This window comes from Streptomyces sp. NPDC005141, from assembly GCF_053599975.1.
On the sequence record NZ_JBSFYW010000017.1, the window covers coordinates 30,824 to 49,755 of the forward strand.

Consider the following 18,932-nt stretch of genomic DNA (forward strand, 5'->3'; position numbering starts at 1 on the left):
CGGGCCGCGCGGCGACCCGGACACGGGGGTCTCGCGGAGTCCCGTCAGGGCTGTCCGCCACGCTCCAGGGGGAGCCTGTCGCCCGCCTCGATCGCGACCGGCAGCCGGTTCTCGGCCGGCGGCAGCGGGCAGGTCGCCAGATCCGTGTAGGCGCAGGGCAGGTTCGCGGCGCGGTTGAAGTCGAGCGTCACCCTGCCCTCACTGCCAGGTGCGGCGATCTGCAGGGCACGGTTCGCCGCGTAGGTGGTCACGCCGGAGGTCTTGTCCGTGAACAGCACCATCAGGCTGCCAGGAGCGTTGCCGTTGAACGCGGTGAGGTGCCGCGGCACTCCGTCCAGCTCGAACTCGACCTGGCCGGGGGAGTCGTAGACATGCTCCAGCCCTTCGACGGCCGCACCGACGGTGACCGCGCGCGGCGCGTCGAAGGGCAGGAACCGCCCGGCGCGGACCCAGCGGGGATCAGGGGCGTAGGCCGGGGTGCGGGTGAAGGCGGCGCGCAGCGCGTTGCCGGGATGGCGGGGCCGCAGAATGTCGTGCCCTCCGCGCTTGGCGACCTCGATCACCGCGTCACCCGAGCCGACATACACGCTGTCCCGTTCGGCGATGACGCCGAAGTCGTGTCGCCCGCGCACCACTTGCCCGTCGACGGTCAGTTCGTCCTCCGCCTCCAGCTCGACCACCACCCCGTCGGCGGTGCTCGACCAGGCTCCCGGGGCGTCCTCGAACCGGGTCGGCAGCGCACTCAGCCAGTGGAGGCTGGTGATCGCGAGAAACCCGTGGGGGCCGGCGAGTACCGCCTCCTTCCCCCGGTGCCACTCCTCCCACTCCTGGACGAAACTCACCCGGTCGATGTCTTGGACGGTCATGTCCACTCCCTCCGGCTGCACTTGATGTTCTCCGTGCAACTGCCGTGCCCGTCCATGTCATTCCGGCACGGCGAACTCTTGACGCCGAGAGAATTGTCGATCTACGGTGAGCGCGAGCTACGAGTTCCGGTGATCAAGCCCTGGCTGGCCGGACGGCAACCCTCGACGCAGCGGGGTGCCCCAGGTGAAGGCTCGGCGGATATTCCAGTTCTGCAAGTGCGATCCGACCGGCCCGTGAGCCGGCGACACCCCAGGAGGACGGCGTGGCAAGTGCCCTCGTGCTGTGCTCCCGACGTCATGTCGACCTGCTGATGGTCTGCAGCTGTCTCTGTCGCGGCTGATCGACTCGTCGGCCGACTCGACGACGTTCAGGCAACTCCCTTTTCATCCTTGACGTTTCACGCGACCGCGCACGCACGCCTGGTCGGCCTCCTGCCGACCCGTCCGGCTGCCGCGGCTCCCACGCGTCCCCACCCATGCGGAAGCAGAGACCTGCCATGGCTCAGCACAACAGCCCGAGACCGATCCGATCCGTCCGCCCCGGCCTTGGAGCCCTGTCACTCGGGACGGCGTTCCTGGTCGCCCTGACGGGCTGCACGAGCACCAAGGATTCCAGTGGTTCCGGTTCCGGCGGTGCGACGATCACCGTCGGTACGACGGACCAGGTGACCAGCCTCGACCCGGCGGGCGCCTGGGACGCGGGCTCCGGCACCATCGAGACCGAGGTCTACGCGACCCTGCTCAGCGTGAAGAACGGTGCCACGGAGGTTTCCCCGGACCTGGCCACCGGAATCAAGCTCACGGGTCCCAAGGAGTACACGGTCACCCTCAAGAAGGGGCTGAAATTCAGCAACGGTCACCGACTGACCTCGTCCGACGTCAAGTTCAGCTTCGACCGCAATCTGAAGATCGCCGACGAGAACGGCCCGTCGTCGCTCCTGTACAACCTCGACTCCGTCGCCGCCCCGACACCCACCACCGCCGTCTTCACCCTCAAGTCCGCCAACGACACGCTGTTCCCGCAGGTGTTGTCCACCGCGGCCGGCCTCGTCGTCGACGAGCAGGTCTTCCCCGCGGACAAGATCCTCGACGACAAGGCCATCGTCGCGGCCAAGCCCTGGAACGGCCCGTACGGCGTCACGAGTTACGACAAGAACTCGCTGGTCTCCTTCACCGCCAACAGCGCCTACGGCGGCCAGTTGGGCACCCCCAAGACCAAGAACGTCCAGCTCAAGTACTACACCGACGCCAGCAACCTGAAACTCGACGTCCAACAGGGCACCGTCGACGCCGTCTACCGCACCCTCACCACAGCCGACCTCGACGACCTGGCCAAGAAGAAGGACGTCAAGGTCCACACCGGCTCCGGCAACGGCATCCGCTACATCGTCTTCGACTTCACCACCCAGCCGTACGGCACCAAGACCAAGAACGCCGACAAGGCCAAGGCGCTGGCCGTACGCCGGGCCGTCGCCGACTCCGTCGACCGGGCCCAACTCGCCCAGCAGGTCTACAAGAACAGCTACCAGCCGCTGTACAGCTCCGTACCCGACGGACTCACCGGCGCAACCGACTCCTTCAAGTCGCTCTACGGCGACAAGAAGGGCGGCCCCGACAAGGCCGCGGCCGCCGCACGGCTGAAGGCGGCCAAGGTGAGCACCCCCATCACCCTCAACCTGCAGTACAACAGTGACCACTACGGCTCGTCCTCGGCCGACGAGTACGCGCTGATCAAGACGCAGCTCGAAGCCACCGGACTGTTCAAGGTGAACCTCCAGTCCACCGAGTGGACCCAGTACGGCAAGGACCGCATCAAGCACCTCTACCCGCTCTATCAGCTGGGCTGGTACGCCGACTACCTCGACGCGGACAACTACCTCGCGCCCTTCTACTCGGCCAACAGCTGGGTCGCCAACGACTACTCCGACCCCGCCGTACGCGAGCTGATCAAGAAGGAGGAGTCGGAGAGCGACACCGCCGAGCGAGCCGAACTGCTCAAGCGGGCACAGGACAAGGCCGCCGCGTCGGTGCCACTGCTGCCGCTGCTCCAGGGGTCCACCGCGATCGTCACCCGTACCGACATCAGCGGTGTGCCCGACGAGCTGAACAGCGCGTACACCTTCCGCTGGGCCGGGCTCGCGAAGAAGTGAGCGCCCTCACCCAGGACACCCCCGGCGCCGTCGGTATCCCGGCCGACGGCGCCGGGGGGTACGGACTCGCCCGCTACCTCGTGGTCCGCTTCCTCCTCATCATCCCCACCATGTTCATCCTGGTCAGCCTCGTCTTCTTCCTGATGCGCGCGACCGGTGACCCGATCAGCGCCGCCTTCGGCGACCGGCTCACCCCGGACCAGCTCCAGGCCAAGCTGCACCAGGCGGGCTACGACCGGCCGTTGCTCACCCAGTACCTGGACTACCTGAAATCCCTGGCGACCGGCGACTTCGGCCGCACCGTCACCGACAACCAGCCCGTGACACACGTGCTGGGCACGTACGGCGCCGCCACCGTCGAACTCGCCTTCTACGCCCTCACCGTGGCGCTCGTCGTGGGCGTCCCCCTCGGCATGGTGGCGGCCTCCCACCGGGACCGCGCACCCGACGCGGCGCTGCGGCTCTTCGCCGTCCTCACCTATGCCACCCCCGTGTTCTTCGTGGGACTGCTGCTGAAGCTCGTCTTCGCGATCCAGCTCGGCTGGCTGCCGGCGTCCGGCCGGGCGAGCACCGACGTCCAGCTCTTCCTCCAGAACCAGACCAGCACGACAGGGCTCTACCTCGTCGACGCTCTCCGCAGCGGCGACATACCGGCTGTCACGGACGTCCTGAAGCACGCCGTGCTCCCCGCCCTGGCGCTGGGCCTGCTCGTCGCCGGCATCCTCCTGCGGCTGGTGCGCACGAACCTGATCGGCACCCTCGGCGCCGACTACGTCGAGGCTGCCCGTTCCCGAGGCGTGGCGCCCTTCCGCCTGGTCACCCGGCACGCCACCCGACCCGCCCTGATTCCCGTCGTCACCGTCCTGGGACTCCAGGTCGCCGGGCTGCTCGGCGGAGCGGTGCTGACGGAGACCACCTTCGAGTGGAAGGGCCTCGGCTACGAACTCGCCCACTACCTGACGGTGCGTGACTTCCCCGCGGTACAGGGAATCGTGGCCCTGTTCGCCGTGGTCGTTGCGGTGACGAACTTCCTCGTCGATGTCGTCGCGGCGCTGATCGATCCCCGAGTGAGGTACTGAGCCGTGGCCCAACTCCTCGTGCGACGGCCGACCCTGCTGCCGGACCGCCTGCGCGCACGGCTGCTCACCGGCGGCGCGGTGCAGCGCGCCATGCTGCTCACCGGCGCCGTACTCACCGCGCTGTTCCTCCTCACCGCGCTCCTCGGCCCCCTGCTCGCCCCGTACGGATACTCACAACTCCAGGACGGCGGAGGACTGTTCGGGTCGCAGCAATCCCCCAGCGGGGCCCATCCGCTGGGCACCACCATCGCGGGGTACGACGTGCTGTCCCGCACAGTGTGGGGCGCCCGGACCGCGCTGGAGATCATCCTCGCCTCGCTGCTGCTCTCCGTGGTCCCCGGCACCGTGCTGGGCCTGGCCTCCGGCTATCTCGGCGGACGCCTGGACCGGTTGCTGGTGGGGCTGGCCGACGCGCTCTACGCGTTCCCGCCACTGCTGCTCGCCATCGTCATGTCCATCGTGATCAGCGGCGGACAGTCGAGTCTCGTCGGAGGCCTCGGCGCGGCGGCCTGCTCGGTCGCCGTGGCCTTCGTACCGCAGTACTTCCGCGTCGTACGGGCCGAGGTGATCCGGGTGAAGGCGGAGCCGTTCGTGGACGCGGCCCGAGTCATCGGCACCGGGACCTGGCGGATCATGTTCCGGCACGTGCTGCGCAACTCGGTCCGCACCCTCCCGCTGATCTTCACCATCAACGCCTCCGAGGCCATCCTCACCCTCGCCGGGCTCGGCTTCCTCGGCTTCGGCATCGAGCCCAACTCGGCCGCCGAGTGGGGCTACGACCTCAACCGATCGGTCGCCGACGTCACTTCAGGCCTGTGGTGGACCGCGATACCGCCGGGCCTGGCCATCGTGCTCACCGTGCTCGGCACCACCCTGCTCGGCGAGAGCCTCACCGACCTGGCCGACCCGCGGCTCCGGCGGCGCGGCGACTCGACCGCGACCGCCACCGGAACGGACGGAGGCGCGGACCATGCCTGACCTGCTGCGCATCGAGGACCTGCATGTCACCTTCGCCACGGACGCCGGTCCGGCCCCCGCGGTGAAGGGGGTGAGCCTGTCCGTCACTCCAGGGGAGGTGCTCGCCCTGGTCGGCGAGAGCGGCAGCGGCAAGACCGTGACCGCCAAGTCGGTCCTCGGGCTGCTGCCCGCCACCGCGACCGCCCGCGGCCGGGTACTGCTCGGCGACGGCACCGTAGGCCCGGCAGAGGACGTGCTCACCGCGTCCCCTGCCCGGCTGCGCGCACTGCGAGGCACACACGCCGCCATGGTGTTCCAGGAGCCGTCCACCGCGCTGAACCCGGTCTTCACCATCGGCTGGCAGCTCACCGAGGGCCTGCGCGCCCACGGGCACGGCGGCGGCAAGGCCGAACGCAGGGCCCTCGCCGTCGAATGGCTCGAGAAGGTCGGAATCCCGGACCCGGCCACCCGCGTGGACCACTACCCCCACCAGCTGTCCGGCGGCCAGAAGCAGCGCGCCGTCATCGCCATGGCCCTCGCGCTGGGCACCCGGCTCATCGTGGCCGACGAACCCACCACGGCCCTGGACGTCACCGTCCAGGCGGAGATCCTGGAACTCCTGCACCGCTGCCGCACCGACTACGGCACCGCCGTCCTGCTCATCACCCACAACATGGGTGTGGTCGCCGACCTCGCGGACCGGGTGGCGGTGATGAGCGAGGGCAAGGTGGTGGAACAGGCCCCGGTCCGCACGTTGTTCGCGGCGCCCCGGCACTCCTACACCCGCAAACTGCTGGCCGCCGTACCGGTCTTCGGCGAGGGAGGCCGTACGCCGGCCCCCGCTGGGGACGACGAGCCGCCGGTCGTCAGAGCTGCCGGGCTGGTCGTGGACTATCCAGGGCGACTGGGGAGGAAGGGTTTCCGGGCGGTCGACGGCGTGAGCTTCGAGATCCGGCCGGGTGAGGTGCTCGGACTGGTGGGGGAGAGCGGCAGCGGCAAGACCACCATCGGCCGGGTCGTCGCCGGACTGACGGACGCGACAGACGGTGAACTCGCGGTGTTCGGCGAGCCGTTGACGGCTCGAAGGCGCACGCGCGGTCGGGCCGGCCACATCGGCTACGTCTTCCAGGACCCCGCGGCCAGCTTCAATCCGCTGCTGACCATCGGCGACAGCATCGCGGAACCGCTGGCCGTTCACCGGCGCCAACTGGGGGCCACGGCGATCCGCACCGAGGCCGAGGCGCTGCTGGAGTCAGTCCACCTGCCCCGGGGCTATGCCGGCCGCTACCCCCACGAGCTCAGCGGCGGCCAGCGTCAGCGCGCCGCCCTGGCCCGTGCGCTCGCCCTGAGGCCCCCGCTGCTCATCGCGGACGAACCCACCTCGGCGCTCGACGTGTCCGTCCAGGCGAAGGTGCTCGACCTCTTCACCGAACTGCAGCGGGAGCTGGGCTTCGCGGCGCTCTTCATCAGCCATGACCTCGCGGTGGTCGAGCAGGTCGCCGACCGTGTCGTCGTCCTGCACCGCGGCCGGATCGCCGCGTCCGGTTCCACCGCCCAGGTCCTGGGCAGCCCACAGGACGACTACACCCGGCGACTGGTCGCCGCGCTGCCCGTCCCCGATCCGGTTCGGCAGGCCCGCCGCCGGGATCTGACCATCGACGCCCCTGACGCCCTCGACGAAGGAGTGGCAAACGTATGACCGACACCGTGGTGGACGTGGTCGAGCAGGTGCTGAGCAGTACCCCCGTGTTCGACGGCCACAACGACCTGCCCGTGGCGCTGCGCGCCCGCTCCGGCAACAGCGTCGAGGGGCTCGCCGACGGCCGCCCGGACCTCCACACCGACCTCCCCCGGCTGCGGGCGGGAGGGGTCGGAGCGCAGTTCTGGTCGGTGTACGTCTCCTCGGAACTGCCCGAACCCGAGGCCGTGGTAGCCACGTTGGAGCAGATCGACGCCGTCTACCGGCTCGTCGCCCGCTATCCGGACACGCTGCGGATCGCCTACACCGCGGCCGAAGTCGAGCACGCGGTCGCCGAGAGGCGGATCGCCTCCCTGCTGGGCGTCGAGGGCGGTCACAGCCTCGCCGAGTCACCCGGCGTCCTCCGCTCGTACGCCCGACTCGGCGTCCGCTATGTGACCCTCACCCACAACGACAACACCTCCTGGGCGGACTCGGCCACCGACGAGCCGGGCGTCGGCGGCCTGAACGACACAGGCCGCGCGATCGTCGCCGAACTCAACCGCACCGGCCTGCTCGTGGACCTCTCCCACGTCGCCGAGTCCACCCAGCGGGCGGCCCTCGCGGCCTCCACCTCGCCGGTGCTGTTCAGCCACTCGTCCGTACGCGCCCTCAACGACCACCCGCGCAACGTAAGCGACCCGGTTCTGGAACTGTTGCGGGACAACGGCGGTGTCATCCAGCTCACCTTCGTGCCGTACTTCATCTCCGCCGAAGTCGCCGATTGGTCAGCGGAGTTGCAGGCCGAGCGAGAGCGTCTCGGGCTGGCGGCCCAGGCCTGGACCTGGCCGCGCGCACCACGACCGGGCGAGGACCCGGCCCTGGTCGCCGAAGAGCACGCGGCGGCCTTCGCCGCATCCGCCGACGAACGGCTGCGGCGCTGGACCGAGGAACACCCCCGCCCCGAGGTGACGGTGGCCCAGGTCGCCGATCACGTCGAGCACGCCCGCGAGGTGGCGGGCAGGGACCACATCGGCCTCGGCGGTGACTACGACGGTGTCGACCACCAGCCCACGGGCCTCGCCGACGTCTCCGGTTACCCGGTGCTGCTGAGCGAACTCGCCGACCGCGGCTGGTCCCGGGCCGACCTGGAGGCGCTGACCGGCCGCAATGTGCTGCGCGTCCTGCGCGAGTCCGAGCACCGCGCGGCCGAACCGCTCTGGCCGACGGCCCCGCTGCGGTGAGCGCACGGTGATGCGCGCACGCCGATGGGCCGACGAGTTCGCCCGGTGGACGCCGGGCCTGCTCGCGGTCGGCGCCTGCCTGTGGGGACTTCCGGCGGACGCCGGAGCCGGGCGGTCGTCCGCCGTCCGGACACCCGGAGTGTCCCGCGGCCCACATCCCGCTGACGGACGTGGAGCGGGAGCTCTGGTCCGCCCTGAACCTGAAGGCCTGAGAACCAGCCCTCAGGATCTCCGGCGCATCACCCTAGGAACGACTCACCCGCGACCGCACCCGATCGAGGAGCCGGAGCCCGTCGCCGGTCGTGAACCACCGGGTGTGGTCCACCAGATACCGGTAGGCCAGATCGGCGTTGGCCAGCGATCCGGTGATGCCGTGGAAGTAGCCCAGTTCGGACAGGGCGAACTCGGCGTGCACGAGCGGCAGCAGCTCGGGCAGGGCGGCCGACTCGGCGGAGCTCAGCGCGCGGACCGAGGTGTACCCGTCGAGGAGCGCGTCCACGTCGTCCGGGCGGACGGGGCGGGACGGGTCGAGCCACTGGACGGTGTTGCGCTCGATGGCGGTCGCGAGGTCGTGAACGGCGGTCGTGCGGTCACTCAGGCCGAAGTCGAGCACGGTCGAGACGGCGCCGGTCGCCTGGTCCCAGAGCAGATTCGAGGCATGCCAGTCGTTGTGCGTCCACAGCGGTGCGAGGCGGCCGAGGTGAGGCAGCAGACGCTCGTGGAAGGGAAGATGCACCGTGCGCAGGTCCTCCCGCCAGGGACGTCCCGCCAACGCCGCCTCCAGCGCGGGCCGTTCGGCCGCGTACGCCTCCAGCGCCGCCTCGGGATCGACCGCCGCGAAGATGCCGAAGGAGGAGACGAGGGGCTGCGGGCGCCTTCTCGGGGCACCGAACCCCTCCGCCGCCAGATGGAGTTGGGCGAGTGCGACACCGGCGGCCCGGGCATGGGCGACGGACGCGAACGGCGACCACGACAGCGCGTCCCGGTAGAGATCCGTCCCCGTTCCGGCCGTATGGACCTCGTACACCCACGGCCCGCGCGCCTCGACCCCCAGCACCTCCACGACCGGCGCACCCCGGTCCCGCAGATACCGCAGGAAGGCGTGCTCCTCGGCCAGACCTTCCACGGTGCGTACGTCGCTGTGGTGCCGTTTCACGAAGAGCCGGCGCCCGCCCCGCTCGACAAGTGCGGCCGCCGACAACGGGCGCGGGCTGCGCCAAAGTATCCGTACGGGACCGACGACGGCCTCGACCTCCGCCTCGGTGAGCGGAGGCCAGTCCGGGGCCACCGGTTCCGTACCCATGCCATGGGCCAGGAGCGCGCTCATCCGGCCGTCACCTCCTTCACTCGGCTCACGCGGCCGCTGAGGGAGTCCAGCAGCCGCCGCTCGGTCGCCGCGAACTGCGGCTCGGAGAGGGCGTCGAGACCGCGCGGGCCCGAACGCGGCACCTCGATGCGCTCCACGACCGTGGCCGGGCGGGGCGAAAGGACATGCACCGTGTCGGCGAGCAGAACCGCCTCGCGAATGTCGTGTGTGACCAGGACGACCGTCCAGCGGTAGCGCTGCCACATGTCGGCCAGCCACAGCTGCATCTCGGTGCGGGTGAGCGAGTCGAGCGCGCCGAACGGCTCGTCGAGCAGCAGCACGGGCCGCTCCAGGACGACGGTGCGCAGCAGGGCCGCGCGCTGCCGCATACCGCCGCTGAGCTGGAAGGGGTAGGCGGACTGGAAGCCGTCGAGGCCGAAGGCGTCGAAGAGTTCGCCGGCCCTGCGCCGCGCCTCCTTCTTTCGCACTCCCTGGGCCTCGAGTCCCAGCGCCGTGTTGTCGAGCACCGTGCGCCAGGGGAACAGCAGGTCCTTCTGGGGCATGTAGGCGACCTTGCCCGAGGCTACGGACGCGGGGGCGCCCTCGACCAGGATCTCGCCCGAAGTAGGCCTGTCCAGACCGGAGATCAGGTTGAACAGGGTGCTCTTGCCGCTGCCGCTCGGGCCGATGACGGCCGCGAACTCACCCGGCTCCACGGTCAGGTCGAGGTCGCGCAGCACCGCGAGCGACCCGAACGTCTTTCCCGCGCCCCGCACTTCGAGGCTCATGACCGGCCCTCCTTCACCAGCGCCCGCTCCCAGGGGAGGACGAGTCGTTGCAGCAGATAGGTCGCCCCGAACAGGGCGATGCTCAGCGCGGCCGTCACCGCGACCGCCGCGAACACCAGGTCCGTGCGGAACGCGCTCTTCTGCGCCTGCATGTAGATCCCGAGGCCCTTCTCGGCGCCCGCGTACTCCGCGAAGACCGCGCCCACCACGGCGTACGTGATGCTCACCCGCAGTCCGGTGAAGAAGTGGGGCAGCGCGCTCGGTACCCGGACCAGCCGGAAGGCGCGCACCCGGCCCGTGCCCAGCGAGCGCAGCAGCCGCATCGCGTCGCGGTCGGTGGCGGCGAAGCCCGCCGCCAGGTTCGCCGCGAGCGGGAAGAACGTCGTCAGGGTCACCACCAGCATCTTCGGCAGCAGACCGAAGCCGAACCAGATGATGAGCAGCGGCGCGACGGCCACGATCGGGATGGTCTGCGAGGCCACCAGGAGCGGATAGAGGCCCCGGCGGGCCACGGCCGAGAAGTCCAGCACCACGGCCACCAGCCAGGCGGCGGTGAAGGACAGCGTGAAGCCGAGCAGGGTCTCCTGGAGAGTGGGCAGCGTCTGGTCCCACAGGTCGCCACGGTTCGCCCACCCTTGCGCCAGGACGCGGCCGGGGCTGGGCAGCACCGTCGGGTCGACGGCGGCGGCGGTCACGTACACCTGCCAGCCGGTCACGAGCACGGCGAGAACGAGCAGCGGCGGCCAGACCGCGCGCAGGGCCGTCCTCACTTGGTGTCCGGGAGGTAGGCGTCGGTGAAGAACGTCGAGGCGTCCGGCGCCTTGGTGAGCTTCTTGCCGTTCTTGTCCACCAGCAGTCCGGACGTGAACTCGAAGTCGGCGAAGTCCTGCCAGCGCTTCGCCGTCTGGGTGCCGATCGTGCCGTCTGCGGCCCGGTAGTACTCCTTGGCGAGCAACGCCTCGCTCCTCTTGACCAGTTCGGTGTTGGTGAGCGTGCTCCTGTTGGCCGCTATGAGGAGGTCGCCGGCCTGGTCGGGGTGGTCGGCGGCGTACTCGTACCCCTTGTCGACCACGGCCAGGAACTTCTTGGCGACCTCGGGGTTCTGCTTCAGGTACTGCCCGGAGGAGGCGATGAGGGTCGAGTAGATGGCCGGGAAGCCGTAGTCGGCGAGCTGGAAGTCCTTGAGGGGCTTGCCCGTGAGCTTCGCCTCCAGGCCCTCCCAGGTGGGCATGGGCATCGCGAAGTCCGCCTTGCCCGCGTAGAGGGCCGCGTACGCCGAGGTGTTGAGCGTGATCTGCCGGAACGCGCCCTTACCGCCGTCCTCCTGGATGACCTTCCGCAGCAGGGCCTTCTCATAGGGCGCGCCGAAGCCCGCGTACGTCTTGCCGTCCAGGTCCTTGGGGGACGTGATGTCGTCGCGGCCGGCGCGCACGGAGACCGTGACGTTCGTCTTCTGCGTGACGGCGTACACGGAGGTGATGTCCTGGCCCGCGGCGCGCGCGGTGGTGACGCCCTCCTGGTACGAGATCCCGAAGTCCGCCTTGTGGCCGGCGATCAGCGTCTCCGGCGCGGTCGAGCCGTACGGCACGATCTTCAGGTCGATTCCGGCGTCCTTGAACCAGCCCTTCTGCTGGGCGACGTAGATGCCGGTGTGGTTGGTGTTGGGCGTCCAGTCCAGGGCGAGGGTGACCTGGGTGGTGCCGTTCTTCGCGGCGGCGGACGTGGAGTCCTGCGCGGCGCAACCCGTCGTGGCCAGGGCGGCGGCGGTGGCCACGGAGAGCAGGATGGTCGTACGGGATCTCATGGGGTTTCCTCGGATGGGCGCGACGGTGCTGGGGGCGTGGGAAAGTGCTCGTCACGCCCGACACAGCGCGCTGTCGACCCGCATGAGGTCGATGGCCATGCGTCGCGTCAGTTCCCTTGCCTGGCAGGTCATTCGGCGCCCGCCAGGGCGGTGGCCAGCAGGTCGTTCGTGTACGACGACCGCCAGTCGCGGGCGTGCGGGACGGCCTTGTGCCGTGCGAGCCAGTCGGCGTAGGGGCCCATGCGGGTCTCGTCTATGACACCCCAGTTCCCGTCGGCGTCGGTCCAGGTCGGTGCGACCAGGCCGAGGGAACGGGCGATCAGGGGGCGCGAGAAGTAGGGGATCACGCGTTCCAGAAGGGCGCGGGCGCCGCTCTGGTCGGCCGCCGCGGAGGCGTAGCCACGGGCGGTGGCGGCCAGGAAGGCGCGTACCAGGTCGGGGCGGTCGCTAGCGAGGCTCTCACTCGTGCCGAGGAGGTAGCTGTGGTAGCGAGGGGCGCCGATCTCGTCGACCGGCCAGGTCAGGCGCTGCTCTTCGGGCAGGTCACCCCGCAGGGCGTCCCAGGACCAGTACGTGCCGAAGGCGGCGTCGGCCTCCCCGGAGGCTATGTCGTCCACGGTCAGCTCGCGATAGCCCGCGTCGACGGTGATCACGGCGTCGGGATCGCCGCCGTCCGCCGCGACCAGGTGCCGGACCATGGCGCGTCCGCGCGGGGTGGGGTTGTAGGCGAGGCGGCGTCCGGCCAGGTCGCGCGGGCGGGTGATGCCGGTGGAGCGGGTGGTCTGGATCGCCTCCAGGGCGCGGTGGTTGACGGCGGCCACGGCGAGCAGCGGCCGGCCGGGCGCGGCGCGGCGGGCCAGCAGCCTGTTCGGCGGGAAGAGGCCGAACTCCACCTCACCCCGGGCGAGGTACTCCAGGGTGTCGCCGCGTCCCGGATCCTGGACGGTGAGTTCCACGTCCAGGCCCGCCTCGCGGTACCAACCGCGCTCCCGGGCGACGTACAGACCGGCGGAATTCGGCCAGGGGTGGAAGTAGTCGAGCATGACTCGGACGTGCGGCATGGGCAGACGGCTCCATGGACGGCAGACGGCGGAAGGCCGAAGGCGGACGGCACTCAGGCGCGCGGGCCCGTGGCCCGGATGCCTGGTGAGAAGAGGAAGGAGAGGGGAGAGACCGGACGGGTCAACAACAGGAGCGGGCCGCCACGGCGGACGCCGGGGGACACTGCTGCTCGACTGCTGAAGACATGCGGTACTCCTACGCGGGCACTGTGGCTCAAGTGATGCGGTCGGCGTTCCCATGGGGACCGGACCGGCAGATGCCGGCACCGCTCCCAGACGCCCTCTCAGCCCAACCGGGTAGGGGCTCCCGCGTAGATGGCCGAAACCATAACCCCGGGCAGCCGATGCTGTGCAAACGAATCCCACGATGTGGGACGAGCACGCCTGGTGAACGAGACCTCGCAGATCAGGCGCGTCCCCGGCGAGCGCCACCGGGTTAGCATCCCCGCCATGACCGATCCCCTGCTCCCCGGGCCCCTGGTCGACGACGTGTGGCTCGCGGCCCGCCTCGGCGACCCCCGGCTGATCGTCCTCGACGCCACGGCGCTGCTGCCGTCGCCCCGCCACGACGGTGACCACCGGTCCGGCAGCGGTCGCGCCACATGGGCCGAGCGCAACATCCCGGGCTCGCGCCACGCGGACCTCACGGGCGAACTGTCGGAGCAGGGAGCGCCGTACCACTTCGCGGTCCCGGCACCGGAGACGCTGGCCGCCGCACTCGGGCGGCTCGGTGTCCGCGACGGCTCGGAGGTCGTCGCCTATGACAGCGGCGGAGGTATCTGGGCGGCCCGGCTGTGGTGGATGCTGCGGTCGATCTCCGTACCGGTGGCGGTACTGGACGGTGGATGGCAGGCGTGGGAGGCGGCCGGACACCCGATCGCCCGCTGTGACGAGTCGGGCGGCGGCGAGACGAGTGCCGCACCGGTCTCGGGTCCCCTCACCCCCGTAGCCCGTCCCGGCATGTGGACTGGCATCGAGACGGTGGAGGCCGTCAGCCGCGGAGAGCGTCCCGGCACGCTGGTGTGCGCGTTGCCGCCCGGCGGATTCGACGGCTCCGCCCCCACTCGCTACAGCCGACGCGGCCACATCCCCGGCAGTCTCAGCCTGCCGGGGCGTGGCCTCCTCGACGGCACGGGCCGTTACCTGCCCGCCGCCGAACTCGCCGAACGCGTCGGCACGGTCCTCAAGGACGACGGGTCGCCGGTGATCCTCTACTGCGGCGGTGGCATCTCAGCCGCCGGCACCGCGCTCGCCCTCACGCTCCTCGGCCGTCAGGACATCACCCTGTACGACGGTTCGCTGGAGGAATGGTCCCAGGATCCCTCCCGGCCGCTCACGACGGGCACCTGACTCCCGGCGGGCGCGTGAACGGCCCTGTCGGTCTTGGCCGTTGTTCCTCGCTGTTCCTCGCTGCTCCTCGCTTCATACGGCCAGCAAGGTCTTTCCCACGTTGCGACCCGCCTGCATCAGCTCGTGTGCCCGGGCCGCGTCGGCGAGCGGAAGGATGTCGGTGACGTCGATGTGCACGCTTCCCGAGGCGACGAGTTCCAGGGCTGCCAGAGCATGGGCTCGCAGGAGGCCGGGGGCGCGTCGGGCGACGTCACCGATGTTGTAGCCGGTCAGCGCGCGGTTGTTCTTCCACAGGGGGAGGAGCGGCAGGTTCAGGTCGGGGTGGCGTGCGGCTTCGCCGTAGAACGCGACACGGCCGAAGGGGGCCAGCAGGTCCAGACTGGCGAGGCGCGTGGGGCCGCCCACGGGGTCGAGGACCACGTCCACGCCTCGCCCGCCGGTCGCTTCGCGCACCGCGCCGGGGAAGTCCTCCCGCGGGAAGACCGCGTCGTATCCGAATCGTTTGGCGTACTCGGCCTTGTCGGCGCTGCCGACGGTGCCGTACACGGTGTCCGCGCCGAGCGCACGGGCCATCTGGGCGGCGACGGAGCCCACGCCTCCGGCCGCCGCATGGATCAGGACGCTGTCGCCGGTGCGGAGCCGGGCCGCTGCGGCGAGGACGCCGTAGGCGGTGGGAAGGACGAGTGCGGCCCCGCCGGCGGTCTGCAGGTCGGTCTCGCCGAGTGGGGTCCGCAGCGGAAAGGTGAAGCGGGCCGGGGCGATGGCGTACTCGGCGTAGCCACCACCGTCGGGCAGGTACACGGCGACAGGGTCCCCGACGGCGAGCCCGCTGACGTCCTCACCCAGTGCGGCGATATGCCCGGAGGCTTCCATACCGGGGATGTCCAGGGGGTCCGGCGGGCCGAAGTCGCCGAGGCGATGCTGCACTTCGGCATAGTTCACTCCGGCGTAGGCCACCCGGACCAGCACTTCTCCGGGACCGGCGTCGGGCGTCGGCACCTCCACGGTGCGCAGGACCTCGGGCCCGCCGTTCTCCTCGAATCCGATCGCGCGCATGACGTGTCCTCCTGTGATCGTTCTCGGTGGCAGTTCGGGTGCGCCCAGCTCCAGCGGCGTACGGCGTGATGTTCAGCCGCGCCCAGCAGGGCAACGCTCGCCTGGCCGGGGTAGGCCGGCAGCGGGATGGGGCGAGGCCAGGAACTCGGCGCGAGGTGCGTGATGTTCAGCGCCCGGCCTGACGGGTGATCAGCGGGTGGCGGCGCGACAGAGCGCGGCTGCGACCCGTACGAGATCGACGCAGCGACGGCAGGTCAGCGACTGGCGCGGCATGCGGTGATGCAAGCACGGGTGACCCGGAGGCGTCAACGGACTGCCGTCATCCGAGACGATCATTGCCAGGAGCTTGAACAGCCCTTGCTGGGAGCCGAGTTCGCGTACAAGCGCGGCAACCCGCTTCGAACGCGGAGAGCCGTGCGCAGGTTCACCCGGCGGTGTCCGGCAACGTCGGCATCGTCGCCGGCAACGAACCCTTCGCCGCCCAGATCCTGGCCTACTGCGCCGAGCTCGGACTGGAACCCGAGCGAGTGAACCCGCACGGCGGCTCGATCGCCCTGGGCGAGCCCTACGGCGCGGCCGGAGCACGACTGACCGCAACCGCCCTCGCCACGCTGTGCCACGACGACCTCAGCACCGCCCTGATCAGCGTCGTCGCCGCAGGCGGTCAGGGCGTGGTCCTCCTTCTGGAGCGCACCTCGTAGACCCATCACCCCACAACAGCGGGACCGCGCCGCGATGCGCCTCACCCAACGACACTGTCGGGAGCTTCCGGTCGCGTGAGCACTCCAGCCCAGCCGGCCCGGCCCAGGGGTCCGGCCTCGTCGGGATGTGTGCCGGACAGTGGTGTCCGGCGGCTGAGCCGGGCCGGGCGGCGGGTCCAGGTCGGCCACCGCCCTGCCGATCCGCAGCGGGACGCCGCCGACGGTGTCGGCTCGCCCGAACAGCGGCGTCGGCAGCCGTGGTGCGCCACCTGGATCGTCCTGACGATCTATCGTCACCTCAGATCAGGCTTCGATCCTCCGAGGTGCGGACATGAGGGCAAGGCGGTGGGTCGGGCGGCCGCCGGGAGTTGCGGTCCTGCGCGAGGTGGCGGTGCCGCTGGCCCTCTTCATCCTGTGGCAGTTGGCGGGTCACCAGTCGATGACGAGCGCGGACCGTGCGCTGGAGCGCGCGGTCTGGATTCACCACGCCGAAGCCGACTTCGGGCTGCCCGACGAGGTGGCATGGCAGCGCATGGCACTGCCGCACGCGAGTCTGCTCATGGCAGCCAACTCGTACTACGCCGTGATGCATGTCGCGACGATGGCCGGCTTGCTCCTCTGGGTCTTCTTCCGGCATCGAGAGCACTTCCGCCGGGTGCGGGGCACGGTGGCTCTGGTGACCGCGGCCTGTCTGCTGATGCAGTTCATTCCCGTGGCGCCGCCGCGGATACTGCGGCAGGACGGCTTCGTGGACGTCGCGGCGGAGCACGGCCAGTCGATCTTCGGCCGACCCGTCGCCGGGCTCGTGGTGAACGAGTTTGCCGCGATGCCTTCGATGCATGTCGCTTGGTGTGTCCTGGTCGCAGCCGTCGCCGCCCGGATCACGAGAAGCCGCTGGCGATGGCTGGCGGTGATGCATGCCGTGGTCACCCTGGTGGTGGTCGTGGTGACGGCCAATCATTTCTGGGCCGACTGCGTCATGGCGGTGACAGTGGTGCTGATGGGGTACACAGCTCAGGTGAGCATGGCCGCGGCACGGCGCCGACGAGGAAGGACCGCCGACTCACCGGACAAGGTGACGGCGATGGAGCCCGGTAGCGGCTGAAAGTGAGTGCTCATGCCGCAACTGCAGTTCTGCTGAGTAGGCGGCTGCAGCGACTCGACGCGGCGTCTTTGGAGTGTCGCGGTGAGCACCATCCGAATGGCACGCGGCATCGTTCCACATGCAGCTTGGTGCATCTGATATTCCTGCAAGGGCGGCGCCCGCCCAGAAAGCTCGTCCTGACGTCAATTCCTCAGAACAGCGCACTCTACCGGCGAAAGAGAACACTGCCATGCGGGATATCTCCTACCGATTCCTCAGCGAACTGGTCGCGTATCACTTCGACATTGGCGCCGACAGGCTCCGCCCGGACACTACTTTCGACGAACTGGGAATGGACTCCCTCGCCTTGATGGAACTCGTGGTCGTCCTCGAGAGCGAGACCGGAATCCAGATCCCCGACGACCTTGCGGAGATCGGTCCGACCGCGACCCTCAGCGAAATCGCCGACGCGGTCAAGCAGATCGGCGACCGCAGCGCCAATCCCCCCGCCGGACCGGTGCTGAGCGGGGACCATGCCCTGCCTCGCGTCGCACGCAACGATCAGTTCGAGGGATCGCGGGTTGAATGATCGACACGTGGCGGTGACCGGGCTCGGACTCGTGACCCCCGCAGGCGACAGTCCCCAGACCGTTTGGGACACCATGTGCGCCGGCCGTTCGCTGGCAGCCCGTGACCCGGCTCTTTCCGGCTTGCCCGTCGACTTCTCCTGCCAAGTGAGCGGGTTCGACGCCACGGCGGAACTGGGCGTCCGGATGAGCCGACGCCTGGACAGATTTGCGCACCTGGGGCTCGCGGCCGCCCGCCGGGCGGTGAGCGATGCCGGGCTCACCCCGGGCGGCTGGTCCGCGGAACGCGTCGGCGTGGTGCTCGGTGTGAGCAGCAACAGTCTGCAGACGTACGAGCAGGAGTTCTCGCGGCTCGGCGAGGGTCGACCGGGCGCCGTGTCACCCCTCGCGCTTCCCCGCAGCATTCCCAGCCTGCTGGCCGGTGAGGTGGCCATCGATCTCGGTGCGCGCGGCCCGAATTTCGTGACCACCAGCGCCTGTGCCTCCAGCATGACGGCCATCGGGGTGGCGCGTGACCTGATCCGAGCGGGTACCTGCGACATTGTCATCACTGGTGGCAGCGAGTCGCCGCGGGCACCGATGAACGCGGCGTGCTTCACCCAGATGAAGGCGCTCTCGCGGGAGCACTCGTGCCCCGAGTCGGCCTCGCGGCCCTTCGATGTCGATCGGGACGGCCTGGTGCTGGGTGAAGGGGCTGCCGTCCTTGTCCTGGAGGCGGCCGAGCATGCCCGCGCACGCGGTGCACGGGTACGGGCGGTGGTGCGTGGGTACGGCGCCTCGGCTGATGCGTACCATCCGATCGCGCCTCATCCGGGTGGGCGTGGCGCGGAACAGGCGCTGCGCGGCGCACTGGTGGACGCCGGCTGCGCGCCCGCCGACGTGGATCACGTCAGTGCTCACGGCACCGGCACCCAGCTGGGCGATGCCGTGGAGGCCGATGTGCTGCACCGTGTCTTCGGCACGCCCCCCGTGGTCACGGCGGCCAAGAGCATCGTCGGGCACGCCATGGGTGCGGCCGGTGCCATCGCGACCGCGCTCACCGTGCTCGCGATGGAACACCAGGCCGTACCTCCCACAGCCAATCTGACGCGGCAGGAGGCGGGCCGTGAGCTTGATATCCCGACAGGGCGACCGCGTGGCGCGTCGTTGACGACAGCGGTCGTCAACGCCTTCGGCTTCGGCGGTCAGAACGCCGTGGTTCTCCTGACGACGCCGTGACGT

Annotated in this window: 17 protein-coding genes, 1 pseudogene and 1 riboswitch; of the genes and pseudogenes, 11 read left to right on the forward strand and 7 right to left on the reverse strand. The window is 70.3% G+C overall.

Annotation, left to right across the window (positions count from 1 at the left end; translation table 11 throughout):
- Positions 1 to 44: 44 nt before the first annotated feature.
- On the reverse strand, positions 45 to 866 hold the full coding sequence (locus ACWD68_RS15875; protein WP_451807003.1) for a DUF1684 domain-containing protein: 822 nt from the start codon (positions 864 to 866) through the stop codon (positions 45 to 47).
- A 115-nt stretch (positions 867 to 981) separates the two neighbouring features.
- Positions 982 to 1,091: riboswitch (SAM riboswitch) on the forward strand.
- 272 nt (positions 1,092 to 1,363) lie between these two features.
- Between ACWD68_RS15875 and ACWD68_RS15880 the strand changes: the two genes are divergently transcribed.
- The 6 genes and pseudogenes from ACWD68_RS15880 to ACWD68_RS15905 form a co-directional block, all read left to right on the forward strand.
- Positions 1,364 to 3,016 (forward strand): ABC transporter substrate-binding protein, encoded by a 1,653-nt coding sequence (locus ACWD68_RS15880; protein WP_451807004.1) that lies wholly within the window; start codon positions 1,364 to 1,366, stop codon positions 3,014 to 3,016.
- Positions 3,013 to 4,095, forward strand: a complete 1,083-nt coding sequence (locus ACWD68_RS15885) for an ABC transporter permease (RefSeq protein WP_451807005.1) — start codon at positions 3,013 to 3,015, stop codon at positions 4,093 to 4,095. Before ACWD68_RS15880 ends, ACWD68_RS15885 begins: the two co-directional genes overlap by 4 nt.
- Positions 4,096 to 4,098: 3 nt before the next feature.
- Positions 4,099 to 5,073, forward strand: coding sequence for an ABC transporter permease (locus tag ACWD68_RS15890; RefSeq protein WP_451807006.1), 975 nt, complete (start codon positions 4,099 to 4,101; stop codon positions 5,071 to 5,073).
- Positions 5,066 to 6,751 (forward strand): dipeptide ABC transporter ATP-binding protein, encoded by a 1,686-nt coding sequence (locus ACWD68_RS15895; protein ID WP_451807007.1) that lies wholly within the window; start codon positions 5,066 to 5,068, stop codon positions 6,749 to 6,751. The genes ACWD68_RS15890 and ACWD68_RS15895 overlap by 8 nt, the downstream gene beginning before the upstream one ends.
- Positions 6,748 to 7,974 (forward strand): dipeptidase, encoded by a 1,227-nt coding sequence (locus ACWD68_RS15900; RefSeq protein WP_451807008.1) that lies wholly within the window; start codon positions 6,748 to 6,750, stop codon positions 7,972 to 7,974. The genes ACWD68_RS15895 and ACWD68_RS15900 overlap by 4 nt, the downstream gene beginning before the upstream one ends.
- Positions 7,975 to 8,063: 89 nt before the next feature.
- A pseudogene (locus ACWD68_RS15905) lies at positions 8,064 to 8,186 on the forward strand (DUF6059 family protein); the annotation flags it as partial.
- A gap of 32 nt (positions 8,187 to 8,218) precedes the next feature.
- Here the strand turns inward: ACWD68_RS15905 and ACWD68_RS15910 are convergent.
- From ACWD68_RS15910 to ACWD68_RS15930, 5 genes are all read right to left on the reverse strand, one after another.
- Entirely contained in the window at positions 8,219 to 9,301 is a 1,083-nt protein-coding gene (locus ACWD68_RS15910; RefSeq protein WP_451807009.1) for a phosphotransferase enzyme family protein, read from the reverse strand.
- The gene (locus ACWD68_RS15915; RefSeq protein WP_451807010.1) at positions 9,298 to 10,068 is read right to left on the reverse strand and encodes an ABC transporter ATP-binding protein; all 771 of its coding nucleotides are present in this window, start codon (positions 10,066 to 10,068) and stop codon (positions 9,298 to 9,300) included. Before ACWD68_RS15915 ends, ACWD68_RS15910 begins: the two co-directional genes overlap by 4 nt.
- Positions 10,065 to 10,838, reverse strand: coding sequence for an ABC transporter permease (locus ACWD68_RS15920; RefSeq protein ID WP_451807011.1), 774 nt, complete (start codon positions 10,836 to 10,838; stop codon positions 10,065 to 10,067). The genes ACWD68_RS15915 and ACWD68_RS15920 overlap by 4 nt, the downstream gene beginning before the upstream one ends.
- Complete coding sequence (locus ACWD68_RS15925; protein ID WP_451807012.1) at positions 10,835 to 11,872, reverse strand: ABC transporter substrate-binding protein; 1,038 nt, start codon at positions 11,870 to 11,872, stop codon at positions 10,835 to 10,837. Before ACWD68_RS15925 ends, ACWD68_RS15920 begins: the two co-directional genes overlap by 4 nt.
- A 128-nt stretch (positions 11,873 to 12,000) precedes the next feature.
- Positions 12,001 to 12,933, reverse strand: coding sequence for an ABC transporter substrate-binding protein (locus ACWD68_RS15930; protein ID WP_451807013.1), 933 nt, complete (start codon positions 12,931 to 12,933; stop codon positions 12,001 to 12,003).
- A gap of 450 nt (positions 12,934 to 13,383) precedes the next feature.
- Here ACWD68_RS15930 and ACWD68_RS15935 point away from each other — a divergent pair, with 450 nt between their 5' ends.
- Positions 13,384 to 14,283 (forward strand): sulfurtransferase, encoded by a 900-nt coding sequence (locus ACWD68_RS15935; protein ID WP_451807014.1) that lies wholly within the window; start codon positions 13,384 to 13,386, stop codon positions 14,281 to 14,283.
- Between the two features lie 72 nt (positions 14,284 to 14,355).
- Here the strand turns inward: ACWD68_RS15935 and ACWD68_RS15940 are convergent, their stop codons facing one another.
- The gene (locus ACWD68_RS15940; RefSeq protein ID WP_451807015.1) at positions 14,356 to 15,339 is read right to left on the reverse strand and encodes a quinone oxidoreductase family protein; all 984 of its coding nucleotides are present in this window, start codon (positions 15,337 to 15,339) and stop codon (positions 14,356 to 14,358) included.
- A gap of 434 nt (positions 15,340 to 15,773) precedes the next feature.
- Between ACWD68_RS15940 and ACWD68_RS15945 the strand changes: the two genes are divergently transcribed.
- The 4 genes from ACWD68_RS15945 to ACWD68_RS15960 all read left to right on the forward strand — a co-directional run bounded on the left by ACWD68_RS15945 (position 15,774) and on the right by ACWD68_RS15960 (position 18,929).
- Positions 15,774 to 16,040: a hypothetical protein gene (locus ACWD68_RS15945; RefSeq protein ID WP_451807016.1), complete on the forward strand. Its 267-nt coding sequence runs from the start codon at positions 15,774 to 15,776 to the stop codon at positions 16,038 to 16,040.
- A 331-nt stretch (positions 16,041 to 16,371) separates the two neighbouring features.
- Positions 16,372 to 17,145 carry a phosphatase PAP2 family protein gene (locus tag ACWD68_RS15950; protein ID WP_451807017.1) on the forward strand — a complete coding sequence of 258 codons (774 nt, stop codon included), beginning with the start codon at positions 16,372 to 16,374 and terminating at the stop codon, positions 17,143 to 17,145.
- A 229-nt stretch (positions 17,146 to 17,374) separates the two neighbouring features.
- The gene (locus ACWD68_RS15955; protein WP_451807018.1) at positions 17,375 to 17,713 is read left to right on the forward strand and encodes an acyl carrier protein; all 339 of its coding nucleotides are present in this window, start codon (positions 17,375 to 17,377) and stop codon (positions 17,711 to 17,713) included.
- A gap of 7 nt (positions 17,714 to 17,720) precedes the next feature.
- Positions 17,721 to 18,929 carry a beta-ketoacyl-[acyl-carrier-protein] synthase family protein gene (locus ACWD68_RS15960; protein ID WP_451807019.1) on the forward strand — a complete coding sequence of 403 codons (1,209 nt, stop codon included), beginning with the start codon at positions 17,721 to 17,723 and terminating at the stop codon, positions 18,927 to 18,929.
- Positions 18,930 to 18,932: the final 3 nt, after the last annotated feature.